This window comes from Bacteroidales bacterium (genome assembly GCA_021157585.1).
In the GTDB taxonomy this organism is placed as follows: Bacteria; Bacteroidota; Bacteroidia; order Bacteroidales; family UBA12170; genus UBA12170.
On sequence record JAGGWH010000145.1, the window covers coordinates 1 to 13,851 of the forward strand.

12 protein-coding genes are annotated in these 13,851 nt (G+C 31.5%); 1 reads left to right on the plus strand and 11 read right to left on the minus strand.

Annotated elements, in window-relative coordinates:
* From J7K39_10035 to J7K39_10080, 10 genes are all read right to left on the minus strand, one after another.
* Positions 1 to 611 (minus strand): DUF1972 domain-containing protein (locus J7K39_10035; GenBank protein ID MCD6180227.1); only part of this gene is annotated, 611 nt, incomplete at its 3' end.
* Entirely contained in the window at positions 608 to 1,753 is a 1,146-nt protein-coding gene (locus J7K39_10040; GenBank protein MCD6180228.1) for a glycosyltransferase family 4 protein, read from the minus strand. The genes J7K39_10040 and J7K39_10035, both read right to left, overlap by 4 nt.
* Before the next feature lie 9 nt (positions 1,754 to 1,762).
* Positions 1,763 to 3,013, minus strand: a complete 1,251-nt coding sequence (locus tag J7K39_10045; GenBank protein MCD6180229.1) for an O-antigen ligase family protein — start codon at positions 3,011 to 3,013, stop codon at positions 1,763 to 1,765.
* A gap of 3 nt (positions 3,014 to 3,016) precedes the next feature.
* Positions 3,017 to 4,174, minus strand: a complete 1,158-nt coding sequence (locus tag J7K39_10050) for a glycosyltransferase family 4 protein (protein ID MCD6180230.1) — start codon at positions 4,172 to 4,174, stop codon at positions 3,017 to 3,019.
* Positions 4,175 to 4,176: 2 nt separating this feature from the next.
* Positions 4,177 to 4,983 carry a glycosyltransferase family 2 protein gene (locus J7K39_10055; GenBank protein MCD6180231.1) on the minus strand — a complete coding sequence of 269 codons (807 nt, stop codon included), beginning with the start codon at positions 4,981 to 4,983 and terminating at the stop codon, positions 4,177 to 4,179.
* Between the two features lie 10 nt (positions 4,984 to 4,993).
* Complete coding sequence (locus J7K39_10060) at positions 4,994 to 5,872, minus strand: sulfotransferase domain-containing protein (protein ID MCD6180232.1); 879 nt, start codon at positions 5,870 to 5,872, stop codon at positions 4,994 to 4,996.
* A complete protein-coding gene (locus tag J7K39_10065; GenBank protein ID MCD6180233.1) occupies positions 5,869 to 6,714 on the minus strand; it encodes a sulfotransferase in 846 nt (281 codons plus the stop codon). Before J7K39_10065 ends, J7K39_10060 begins: the two co-directional genes overlap by 4 nt.
* Complete coding sequence (locus J7K39_10070) at positions 6,711 to 7,991, minus strand: flippase (GenBank protein MCD6180234.1); 1,281 nt, start codon at positions 7,989 to 7,991, stop codon at positions 6,711 to 6,713. Before J7K39_10070 ends, J7K39_10065 begins: the two co-directional genes overlap by 4 nt.
* A gap of 57 nt (positions 7,992 to 8,048) precedes the next feature.
* On the minus strand, positions 8,049 to 9,104 hold the full coding sequence (locus J7K39_10075) for a hypothetical protein (protein ID MCD6180235.1): 1,056 nt from the start codon (positions 9,102 to 9,104) through the stop codon (positions 8,049 to 8,051).
* Positions 9,105 to 9,239: 135 nt separating this feature from the next.
* Positions 9,240 to 11,216 (minus strand): polysaccharide biosynthesis protein, encoded by a 1,977-nt coding sequence (locus tag J7K39_10080; protein ID MCD6180236.1) that lies wholly within the window; start codon positions 11,214 to 11,216, stop codon positions 9,240 to 9,242.
* A 344-nt stretch (positions 11,217 to 11,560) separates the two neighbouring features.
* On the opposite strand from J7K39_10080, the gene J7K39_10085 reads away from it, so the two are divergent.
* A complete protein-coding gene (locus J7K39_10085) occupies positions 11,561 to 12,601 on the plus strand; it encodes a hypothetical protein (GenBank protein MCD6180237.1) in 1,041 nt (346 codons plus the stop codon).
* Positions 12,602 to 12,608: 7 nt separating this feature from the next.
* Here J7K39_10085 and J7K39_10090 read toward each other — a convergent pair.
* Positions 12,609 to 13,851 (minus strand): O-antigen ligase family protein (locus J7K39_10090; protein ID MCD6180238.1); only part of this gene is annotated, 1,243 nt, incomplete at its 5' end.

Genomic DNA, 13,851 nt, shown 5'->3' on the forward strand with positions numbered 1-13,851 from the left:
TCGGGTTCCATACGAGCAATTAACATGGAGTATTCCCCTGATTTCAGTTTCAGTTTATAGAATAAGTCGCTATCTTGTTTTTGGTCATTATGCACTCCATAAGCAATGTATTCAGAAGTAATTCCATACTTTTTACCAAGGTATGATTGAATTCCTTTAGAATCGGCAATATAGAAATCACTAGTTTTAACGGCTAAATATTCCGCAAGTTTTAAAAATTTACGGACGCCCCAATTGTATTTGCTACGCTTCCACTCAAGCCCATCCATATTGCTGACTATTACCGTATTTTTGGGTAAATACCATCCCCAAACAGAACTGCTTGTATATCCAAGTAATAACAGTAAATCAAAGTTTTGCTTTTTGCTGTCGCGAATGCAATTAAAATCGTAAATAAACTGACCGAAAGCACCCAATTTGTCTTCGGGATCGTGCTGGTGAATAAGTTTTACACCATGGAATTCATTTTCTTGATAGGAGTGAAGAGAAGAAGAATAAACGCTGACATCGTGCCCCTTTTGAACCATATATTGAGAGAAATATTCAGCAAATTGCTCGTAACCACTATAGCGGTTAGGTATTCCACGAGTTCCTAAAATTCCAATTCTCATTTTTTTAAAGTATCTTCAATAATATTTATGATTTTTTTTGCCCAATGCTCCCAATTGAGCTCATTTTTGTATTTTTTATGTGCATTCAAGGCAAATGTACGATAACGGTCTTTATCAAGAAAATATTTTTCTATAATGGCTGAGTAGGATTCTGCTTTAGCTTCAAAGTCAAGCATAAAACCATTTACTCCATTTTCTATTACAGACGATACTCCTCCAGTATTTGTTGCAAGAGAAGGAACGTAAAAAGCAGATGCCTCACCGTAAATTATTCCAGCACATTCTGCCCTAGTGGGCATTAAAAGAAAATGAGTTTGCTTGAAAATTAAACTGAATTTTTGATAGTCAGGAGTATTGTTTTTATTTAGAAATGGAATAATAAGCATTTTGGGGTGCTCAACAGGAGGAGTGCAACCGACTACAGTTAGTTCTGTTTCAATACCTTTATTGTTTAAATGTACCAATGTATCATAAGCAATATCTCCTCCTTTTCGCTTCCAATCTACTCCTAAAAAAAGTAAGCGACAAATGGGGTCTTTAAGTTTTGCTGAATTAAAAATGGGAATATGATCATTTATATTAGCTCCAAAGGGAACGACGAAAGTTTTATCCTTAGGCATTTTGTAATGATTAATTACATGATTTGCTGCCCATTCAGAAGCGTATATTCTAACGTGTGTTTTATTTAGAGATTTGTTTTCTATATATTCTGATTCCCAATTTGAAAAAGAAATCAAATTAGAGAATTCTGGATAATAGCCATTTATTTGAGAAAAGCTAGTGTCTCCGTAATAATAAATGGGAAGTTCTGTGTTTAAAAATGCAATTTGTGTCGAACCTACGGGAACAAAGATTAAATCAAATTTATTAGTTTTTAGTTTTAATTTGAAGAAGAAAGCATACCAAAAACTTAAAATTAAATTTTGTGCTTTGTTATACCTTTTTTTGAATAGAGCTCGACTGATTTTATCTAAGATGTAAATAATTGCTCGTGGTAATTTATCCCAAACGGGGCCAATAGCTGTTATTTGTATTCTTTGTTCTTTGAGTGCTTTAAACATCTGATAGTGGATACCTGACCAAGCTGTTTTATCAGTTGGATCTGTTGATGTTAGAAATGCAACTTTTAATTCTGACCGCATAGTATTATTTTAAATTCTGATCAGTTTTAGTCTGTCATATTGAGCGAGTAAAGCCCCAAGCAGAAGTGTATAAATGGAAGAAGTATTATAAATTCCAGAGATGATTAAGGTACTGAAGAATAAATAAATCCCTATTGCTGAAATTAAATTATTTATAGGGAGCGTTTGATAGATTTCCTTTTTGGAAAATGTATGTAAATACAAATGTAAGATGAATAGTAAATAGAAAAGCAGTCCAATGATCCCCGTTTTATAATAAATTAAAATGTAGCCATTGTGCAAGTGCGAGATATAGCGCATTCCTTTTTCGTCGAGAGGGGCAACAAATAGAAGATCTACTTGTGATCCAAAACCACGTCCTACAAGGTGTTGGAACCCACTCATCTGCTCCAAAGCCATCTTGGCTTCATAAGCACGCCAATGATCCCAAAGTGAGGCATGATCGTTGAGGTCAACTTTAGGAAGAAATATTTCTTCAGGTGCGATTTTCATTTTGTATAAAAAGGTAGAAATGCCAGGCTCATTCCTTCTGATATCTATGGAATAGAGATAAATATAAAAGCTAACGATTAACAAAACAAACAAGCTAATATATTTAAGTGCTTTTAGAGTAATCTTGGCGTAGCCAAAAGAAGCTAAGAGGAGAATAAATACTGCTACCCACATGGTTCTAGAGAAATAGAGAATAAAGGATATTCCTAAAATACCTAAGGCATAATAAATAGTTCTTTTTTCTTTAAAGATCTGTATGTCAGGATATTTAAGACTTATAATTAAGAATACCAATGCCAAGAGTTCAACATGGTTAGAGAGTCCCGTACTGTTTCGGATAATATTTATACTCGTATTAAAAAGCTCAGGAAATGTAATAATGTTATAGATATGCCAGATAGCAAATGCCAAGCCTAAATAAACAAAGACTTGGAATATAAAGTTTGGGTCTTTAATCTTATGAATGAGTGCATAGCCTAAGAAAAGAAGCAGGATAGGTTTTAGAAAATAGGCGATATCTCTTGCAATATCCCAGTTGGAGTAGGAGTAAAAAAATAGGGTTACTGTACCCAGAGCAAAAATAAGGAGTAGAGGAAGAATAGTTGTGATAAAGTTACCACTTATCTTTTGATTTCTATTGTTTAGGTAGAGGATACTAAGTATGATAAATAAAGCTGATGCAATCTCGAATTGAACCAAATGCAAGGGCAGAAGTAGCAAGAGCACAAAGAGGAATTTTTCGATAATATGTTTGCCTAGTTTATTCATAATTTACATTGACTTATATAACTTGGAGAAATTTTGAACATATTTCTCTTTTGAAAACCGTTTCTCCACATCTATTTTTGCATTCTTTCCAAGTTTGTTTCGCAAGGTCTTGTCTTTTGTAAGTTGCTTTAAGCCGGCGTATAAATTGTTTTTGTCATTTGGTTTAAAAAGCCATCCTGTTTTTTTGTCTTCGATGATTTCCGTTAAACCACCATGAGCAGCTGCTACTACGGGTTTCCCCATCAGCATAGCTTCAATAGCAACTAAACCAAAGGGCTCCGGCTCTGTTGAGGGTACTACGGCAATATCAATGCTCGACCAGTATTTCCAAATTTCTGTATTAAAAGGATGGATTTGTACATGACTTTCCAGCCCTTTAGCGATAATATGATCCTTTAAATCTAATAAATAATGTTCTTGGCCGGGTGGAGGAGAACCAACAATTAATAAATAAACTCCTGACGTTTCTTTTTGTAACTTTTCAAAAGCTTCTAACAGTAAAATTTGTCCTTTCCAACGGCTTATCCTTCCAACCACACCAATCACAAGAGTATCAGAAGCCAAGTTCATTTCTTCTTTTTTAAAATGATTTATTTCTTCAAGGCTGTACAATTTATCGGGCTTTTCTATTCCATTGTAGATTATACTGGATTTAGCTCTTAGATTCTTATTGTCCCGTATTAAACTGGTAAACGAGGCTTTGGAATTAAACACCACTTTAGAAGAGAAGCTGTTGACTAAAAACCGATATAGTTTATTTGCAAGGATAGGGCTCTCAATAATCTCATGTACATGCCAAAGATGTTTAATACGAAATAATTTAGCATAAAAAGCTCCAAGCAGAACGGCTAATGTGTTTGAGTGAATACAGTCGATATTTAAGTTCTTGGTCTCTCTTCGTATAGTTTTAGTTGAACTAAAAAAGTGATAAACAAAAAGAGATAGTTTTTTTAATGTAAACATATCTCTCGAAAGCTTTAATACAGGACTGACGATATATTTTATGTTGAAATTTTGAAATTCACCGGTAAGAGGTCCTTCTTCTGGAACAATAACTATAACTTTATGTCCTTTTTTCGACATTCCTATAACAAGCTGTAATAAAGTCTTATCGCTTCCATATAGTTCTGCTGATTGATGGAAATAAAGAATAGTTTTCATTTTTATATTTGCTTAAATGCTTTTTTATAAAATAGATTTATGTTTAAAAAGAATAAACTAAGCCATTTATTAAACCCTCTTTTATGTTTACGAATATAAATCTTATATGAGTTAATTAAGAGTTTTTCACGGTTTTTATTAAACCCTACATAATGAGTAAATCTAAGTGAAGGTATAAAAACACTTTTTTTATCCAAAGCTTGAACTTTCTTGTTAAAATCTACATCTTCAACATACATAAAATAAGATTCATCAAGACCATTTACTTGAATCCATATTTCTTTAGTTGTAAGTAAGAAAGCTCCCGAAATCCAATCTACATCAACATATTCAGTTTGTGAATTCGATATTTTATGATTTATTTCGCTTAAATTAATCTGTAAGGTCTTTAGTTTTAGGAAATTATATGGTTTAGGGAATTTGCCAAAAGAGGCGGTAAACCTATTCTGCCCATCTAACATTTTAATTCCAATAATTCCTATCTCTTGGTTACTATCAAGTAAATCAATTGCAGGTTTAATATTTTCAATCAATAATGTATCGTTATTTAATAAAAGGATAAAGTCTCCTTTTGCTTGAGCTGCTCCTGTATTATTTGCAGCAGCAAATCCCGTATTTTTTTTGTTTTTTATTAATTGGATATTCGGATATTCCGTCTCAATTAGTGATACGCTTTTATCGGATGAATTATTATCCACAACAATTATTTCAAAGCTAAAACCTTTGCAATGATAATATATAGAGTCAAAACAAGCTTTTAGATAGCCTTCTCCATTATAATTGACGATAATAATTGAAAGTTTAGTCATACGTAGATATTTAGTATTTCCAGTTTGATAAGTCTTTATGGATTAAAAGTTCTAACTTATTAATTTCATCCTTAAAATATTTAGTGTAAATCATTTTTCTCATTTCGCTAGGAAGTTCTTCTTTATTCGAAATAGGTTTTAAATTGGCTTGATTTAAATTGTGCATTAGTTTTCCTCTTAAGGCTTGAGATGGAATTAAAAGATGCCCGATTTTTTTAAACCAGAGGGGCTTATAGATAAAGTCTCGAATTATTTTGTTTTTGGGCTCATGGGCTACATTACTTGCTTTTTGAAATTCAAAGTCAAAAGGCTGTAAACCAAGGAAGTTACTTATGTGATTGATAGATTCTTTAAGATTCTGAGTAAAATTCTCAAACTTGATGATGTAAAAATTTTCTGAAGGAAACGTATTGAAATAGGATTGAATCTGAGGAGAATAAAGGCTTCTTCCTACATAACTAAGATGTACTTTTCCAAAACTTGTATTTACGCGTTCCAATTCGCTTTCTAAGGCCTTTTCAAACGAAAGTTTTTCATAGCCTCGGCTTTTTGCCATCAAGTAAGATGAGTAAGCTCTGTCTATTGGATTACGAAGAATAATAATAAATTTCAATTCTTCACCAAAAGCTTCTTTAATTCGTTCCGGACAAGTTTCGCAAGCCAAATATTCAGGGTCAATTTCTCCAACTACTTTATGGTCAGGAATTGGAGGGAAGTAAAATGAAAAATAATAATCTAATCCCTTTTTGTAAGTTTCTTCGTCATTGAAATAGTGACTTTCTTTATACTTAGGTAGTACTACATCTGGATGCTGCTTCAAAATATCGTGCAATGTAGTTGTCCCTGATTTTTGAGCTCCTAAACCGAAAAAATTAACTGACTTATTCATTTATCTGTTGATTTAATTTTGGGATAAACTTTATTCCACAATTTATTGTCTAAGAATCTCTTATTTGAAAATAGGGGAGAGAATATTCTACTTAGTTTAAATATAAATTCTGAGTGAAACTTTATAAAAGGATTTGGATAGATATCGGTGCTTCTAAAATAGTTTAATATCCTAAGTGCTCTAATCCTTTTATTTTGAAGTGATTTATTTATAATCTTGGAATTTTTGGAAATAGAATTTTTATTTAAAACTTGAAGGAATAAATCAATATTTTTGATAAAGGCTTGTTTATCTTTAAGAAAATCTTCGTATTCAAGAACTAAGACTTTTTGTGAACCAAATAAATTAATATATGTTTTAATAAGTATGTCAGACTTAAAATAGTTAATAGATGGGCCTTTCGTTTTCCAAGTATTCGTAGTTACAAACTGGTAGAGCGTTCCGACATAACCTTCTGAAACCATTTGTTTATAAACAGATTCTATAGATGATTTTGGTTCTCGTTTAATGATAATTATTCTTGCTTCTGGAAAACAGTCTTTAATTCTTTCAGCGATTTGTGTATTGTCACATCCTCCACTTATGGGGTGACCAGATAGGCGTTCTGCTGATATAACTAAGTTTTTTTGTTTACTGTTTTTTGTTACTCTTGAAAATAAGGAAGCGCATTTCTTCTTTGAGAAGGGAAGTTCAGGGTTGATTAGATAACTTATAAAAGGATCATTCCATGGTTCTGTAAAGTTATTAATTAGTTCTAATTCAGTGTGTTGTGAAAAATACACTTGCTGCATCCAACTTGTAGCTGTTTTATGAAAACCTATATGGAATGTTATTTGATTCATCTTAGTTTAAGTGAAAAAGGATAGAAATTAAAAGAACGTTTTATGCCAATTATTGCCAAAACATTCAAAAGAATAGTGGTTAATGTTGTGGCTATTGCTGCTCCAATAATTCCGTAGTTTTTAATGAGAAAGTAATTGAGTATAATATTGGAGATTGCAGCTATTATCGTAAAATTCCGTAAAGAAATTTGCTTGTTTGTCATATTTAAAACCAAGCTTACACTTCCGCTTAAAGCATTGAATAGCATACCTATAGAAAGAATAATTAAAGTCATTTCTCCTTCTAAAAAACCATCCCCAAACAGATTAAGTAAGGGCTTTCGGAATGCAATAATGATGATGATTAGAGGGATAGTGAGTAGTGTAACGACTTGTGTGGCTTGTTGTACTTTTATTTTTAGACCTGAGAAATCTTTTGATTCAAAAAGTTTGGCTATTTGCGGACCGAGAACAATATTAACAACATTGATGATGATTACGGTAAGTGTTGCTACTTTGTAGGCTGCATTATAAATACCAACATCAGCTTTAGGGACAAGTATACCTAACATAAAGATATCTGTCCAATTGGAGATAAAAATAAAAGCAGAACTGAATAGCATTGGAAGAGCAAGACGAAATAGATTTTTAAGTTGGTAATCTTGACCTGTATTAACTTTCCAAGGAAAGTAGATTAATCCAAGAATAGCGATAAAAGCAAAGCCAATAAGGTAGCTTAGAAATGTTAATTCAGACTTCTGATTACCTGTGAACCGTAAATAGAATAAGATTAGGATAAGAATAAAGGAGGGGAGAATAAAAGTAAAAAGGCCATATTTGATAAATTGTAGGCTTCCTCTAAAGTATTCATTCGTAAATCTATGTAGGACTAGTAAAGTAAAGAATAGGCTTAGGTACAAAAAATAAACCTGAAGAGATGAATCATGAAAAATGGTGATTGCTAAGAAAGATTTAAGTAGATAAATAATTAGACTTCCTGTGAGTCCGGAGATGATTAAAATAATGAGTGATTTCTTTAAATAGTTATTTAGCGGTTTGTTCTTACTATGAAAGGAGGGGCTTGAACTCAATTTTACAATGGCTGTAGGAATACCAATAGAAAAAATCATAATTGCAAACAAACTGAAATTTACCATTATAGAGTACCTTCCATAGGTTTCTGCACCATAAAATTGAGAAATAAGGATAGCAATCACATATCCTAATCCCATTCCTCCAATACGAAGGGCAAATGTTAAACCACTATTTTTAATTAAATACTTTAAATCGCTTTTCAAATTACTCCGCCTTATTTATAATATTCTCCAAAATTAAAACTCGGATATTAAATATCTCTATTTATTCTTAAGCTTTTTTTCTTGAGTAATTAAAAAACGATTGGATTCAATAATCAACAGGTAAATAAAAATAAGGATAATGCCTCCAAAGAATCCCAATACCATAGAGTTACGAAACAGTCCTTTAACTTTAGCTCCGGTTTTATTGAAGCTGGAAACCACATTAACAATTTCATTCTTAAGATTCATCTCACTTCTTACTTCAACAAGATCGATATTCGCTTTAATATATTTATCAAAAACAACAATATCACGCTTGTCTATTTCTGAATTTCCGAGATAGAAATTTGTAGATGCATTTTCTTTTATGCTTTCGTTTAGGGAGAGCTTTTTGTATAATTGACGTAGAGAATCAAGCTCTATCATGCTTATATTAAGAACTTTTTCTTGTGATTTGAGATTGTTTACTTCAGTCTCTAAAAGCTTAGAGTAATACGGGTTATCTGCTAATGACTGAATAATGGGACTTTCTAATTTGCTAAATAACGTTCTGTTTGTTGATTCTACATAGACGACATGATAGAGAAATTCTTCTTTAGGAATATTTTTACTGAATTTTTCAAAATCAATATTTTGGATAACATTACTATCAAGCTTGGTTATAAAGTCGTTATACGCCAAAATAATTTGGTTGTCGTTAGTGTATGGACTTACTTCTATAGTCTTTATAGATCTTGCTTCAATGGAATCAATATCAAAATACCTGGCTAATGAACCATAATCCTCTTCTGCAATTAAGCCTTCGCAATATTCAATATCTTTATATAATTGAATAATACTTTCGTAGTTAGCCTGTACAGTCATAGATGAACTGTAAAGCGTTTCTTTGATTTTGTATTCGAATATTCCTCCTATAATTGCCCCCAAGACAGCTGCAATTACAAATTTTAAAAAATGTTTTTTTATGAAAAGAAGAAATGCAATTGTTGTTTTAAATGTGGAGTTGAATATCCAATAGATTCCATTTGCAATATTTTTAAATAGAGTTCGGAGTAAATTAAATAATACCCCCAAATCCATATCTTCATCGTTTGTTTTATGTGTTTCGCTCATAAATATTCTTTTACTAAATAAAAACGTATAAAATTAATAATTATTAGTAGAGCACAAAGATTTTATTTGAAATTCATTAGGATACTTTTTAGCTGCTGTTGTAAGTGCGCTTTGGAAGACTTGTTGTGGGTGAGTCTAATTAAAATGATGTTTAGGTCGGTTTACTTGCTTTTGACTGCTGTTTTCTATGCTGGGATGATTAATTATACCATTTTCTTTAATGTTATCAAGACTTTCAAATACAGAGTTGTTACTAATAAATTCAGGTACTATGGTCTTAATTTTAGAAACTGTTAAAGGTCCGTTTTCCGGTAGGTTGGTAGCAAACAAATCTTTTATACGAGTTCTTATAAAATCCTTATTAGGTTCAACAACATTAGCAATCATTATCTTTTTATTATGTGTTGGTTTGGTATTTTCACCAGATCCTAATAGTTCCTCGTAAATTTTTTCTCCCGGACGTAAACCGGTTAGTTCAATGTCTATATCATCAGGATATTGTAAGCCCGAAAGTTGAATCATTTTCTTTGCGAGCTCAAATATTTTCATTGGCTGACCCATATCAAATACGTAAATTTCACCTCCATTTCCCATTGCTCCGGCTTCTAATACCAATTCACAAGCTTCTTCAATAGTCATAAAGTAACGTGTAATCTCTTTGTGAGTAACGGTTAATGGACCATTTTCTTCTATTTGTTTTCTAAAAAGAGGAATTACAGAACCGTTAGAGCCTAAGACATTACCAAAACGAGTGGTGATGAATTTTGTTGTATTATTATCCTTTAGGGAGCTTACATACATTTCTGATAAACGTTTAGTTGCACCCATAACATTTGTTGGATTTACTGCTTTATCGGTACTTACCATAACAAACTTCTTTACCTTATGATTGATAGATAAATTAGCTAAGGTATAAGTTCCGAAAACATTGGTGGCAACGGCTTCATAAGGAACGTCTTCCATCAGGGGTACATGCTTGTATGCTGCCGCATGAAAAACCAAGTCAGGTTTAAACTCGTCAAAAATTTGATGAATTCGTAAGGAGTCTCGAATATCTGCAACTTCAACACGAAACCTTGATTTACCCTTACGTATTAACTCTTGTTGAATATCATACAAAGGAGATTCTGCAATATCCAGTAAAATAAGATTTTTATATTTATATTTTGTAACTTGTCTGGCAAGTTCACTTCCAATAGATCCTGCCGCTCCTGTAATAAGAATAGTATTTCCTTTTATTTCTTTCTGAACAATTTGATTATTAAGTTTAATAGGCTCTCTACCCAAGAGATCTTCAATCCTGATATTCTTTATTTGGCTGAGTTTTAAATCACCGTCAACCCACTGTTTTATGGGAGGGATGATTTTTACTTTAAGTTTCAAAGACAGTAAATTCTCTGCAATTTCATTTAGCCGTTTCTTATCAATAACTTGAATAGAAATAATTACTTCGGTAATTTTATGCAGTCTAATAAATTGTTCATCTATATCACTTGGTAAATATACTCTTGCACGATTAATCCGTTTTCCTATAATTCCTATATTATCATCGATAAATCCTACAACATTTACTGCTGATTCAATATTATTTTGTAGCATCATATAGGTTGTTAAACCCGATTCTCCTGCTCCATATATTAAAATATTTGTTTTTGTAGTTTCAATTCCTTTTAAGTGGTGAAAAAGTGTTTTGTATCCAAATCTGCTGAAGACTAATGCGATAACATTAAGCAGATAATGGATTATTATAACCGATATGGGTATGGAATATAAAGGGAAAATATTAAACAAACGAAATCCGAGAACTAATGACAGATTAAGTATTACTAAGACACTAATGCCATATATAACATTTATGGCATCTTTAAATCCCGTATGTCTTATTACGCCTTTAAACGAACCGACTAACAAAAAACTAACCGATGCCGTTATAAGCGAAAGAAATAAACTTAAATAAAAGGAATTATCAACGAATGACAAATGAAATTGGAATCGTATTAAATAAGCTAAAATTAAGTTGATAGTAATTAAAAATAAATCAACACCAAATACAAGCCATTGAGAAGCGTATCTGTTAGAATTCCTAAATAAAAAATAGTGTACAATCTTCATCTCGGTTAAATTATTTGGAAAATGCATTCAACGCAAATAGTAAAACGTTGATTTGTTTATGAATGTGATATACTGAAAGTTTAAATTTATCACATACAAATATAATATATTTTTGGTGATGTTTTTATTAATCCCAATTAAATGAGTGAGTGTCTGTGTTTATTTATCAAACGGATAGATTCTTCCGATGAACGAATCGCTTATATCTGTTATAATCATTATGTAAAAAAAATAATGAGTTTAAGTCATAAACAGTTCTTTTCACTATATTTGCTCAAAATATTCTAAGGATATATCTTTTCGAAGATATCATTTGACCATATAAATTTTAAACCACATAGGCTATGGACACTGAAAAACGCAATGACGAAATTGATTTAATTGAAGTTACACAAAAAGCAGGAAAAGCTTTGGAGAAAGCAACCGTAGGGCTTTTTCAACTTATAGGTTCAATGTTTGTTTATTTATTTAAATTTACCATCAAAGCCTTACATTTTTCTATTCGTTATTCTTATATCATTTTTGGATTAGCTATCTTAGGTTTTTTTTCCGGATTGTATATTGCAAAAACTACTGCACCTTACTATAGGACATCAGCTACTATTCAATCTAATACAATTCCTAATGCTAATCTGATTAATTATATTAATCGCATTCACGAATTGTTAGCAAATAATGATAGTATTAGCTTAGCTGCCCAGTTAAATATGGATGTTAGCGATGCTGCTCAAATATATGATCTACAGGCATTTTGGTTGATTGATATAAATAAGGATGGAATAGCGGATGAAGTTGATTATCAGAATGAGTTTATGCCGGATACAGTATCGAATGCTGTTCGTATAACAGATCGTTTTCATGTTCAACTGCTTACATACGATCCTACTATTTTAAACCAAGTACAGCAAAGTTTAGAAGATTATTTGCTTACTTATCCTCGTTTACAACAAATTTCTGATGTGAAAAAGCGTAATTTGGAAAAAGAAATTAGTCGAATTGATACCGAAATTAGTATATTGGATAGCTTAAAAACATACGAATATTTTGTTAAAGAAAAAGAACTTAGAGAATATGATAAGTCTACTGTAAAATTAGGACAACTCTTACTCGCAAGTCCTGAACAAGCTATACAACCAACTCGTTTATTACATGAAAATATTCTAAAACTTTATAATGATAATCTCGCTAATTATCGGGCTTTAGAACTGGAAACAGAGCCTTTTATATTTCTTTCTAAATTTGTTGAAGTTACAAATCCTGTAAATGTAAATAAAGAAGAGCATACTTCTGTTAAATTCGGAATCTTAGGTTTATTTTTAGGCGTAATCTTATCATTACTTCTAAAGTTTAGAAAAGAAGTTTTTGTATTTATTAAGGAAAGTTAAAGGGAATTTAGCTTTTGTCGGGAAGTGACTTTGGAAGAAATACCAATAAGCTAAGAAAGAAAAGTAAAAAGAATAATCCTGATTGGCGGTTTAATACCGATTCAAAGAAGAAATTTATGATTATTATTATTAGTAGATAAGCTAATAGAAGATTTTTATTTTTTAACGCAGTTTTGAAACTATAGAAAAGGATTGATAAAAGAGCAATTAAGCCTAAAATTCCTAAACCTATAAAGCTCTCAAGAAATTGATTATGCATATTATAATTTCCTGTTGCAAACTCTATATTTCCGCTTTCAGCTAGTTTTTCTTTAAATACATCCCTAATATCACTTGGTCCAATACCTCTGATTGGATTCTCAACCCACATAGAATAGCTATTTTTCCACATTTCCAAACGGATAGAAGAAGATGTTGATACAGATTCGGTAGAGAATTTGTTTTTAAAGTCGCTTAGGTGATTTGATTTAATATTTACAATAAATAGTACAGCAAAAATAGAAAGTATAAATCCAAATAAGAAAAAGGATAATTTTTTCTTTTTTACAATAGATGTTTCATTAATTAACATCAATAATAATATAACAGCTAAGCTGATAAATCCGGCTGTGGATTGTAAAAGGTAAATAATAAATATAAAGTATATACCTAGAAAGAAGTAACCTATTTTATTTAAAGACTTAGGTTTTAATCTTGTTTTATATAGATGATAAATTAGTGGAATACCAAATATCAGATACATTGAAAAGTAGGAGGGATGCATAAATTGTGAAAAGTATCCATAACTAAAATAGGACATCCTCAAGTTAATCAATTGAAAAAAACCAAGCTCTTGATGGCGCTCATAAACCCAAAATCGAAATGCGCCTTCTGCTTCTCCGGCAGCATAACTTGCCCGAATAGCGTAAGTCAGATCATAAATAGAGGCGACGAATAAACCTGCAATGAAAGCCCAAAATACCCATCTTATATTTTTCCAAAAATAATCTGACATGCCGGCAAGTAAAATGGGGAATACCACCAGAGCTAGTTTCTGTTGAACGTCAAACCAAGCCTTATCTTGATTGGATGAATAGAAAACAGCCAAAATACCCAATAAGAAATAAGCTGCTAATGATAAATATAATCCCGATTTAAAATTGAAATGCGAGAATCTTGTTTTAAACTTTCCTTCGAGCAACCAAAATCCTATCCAAACACCAAAAATAGTAGGCATAAAACCCTCAAATAGAGGAAGCCAGAATACAAAA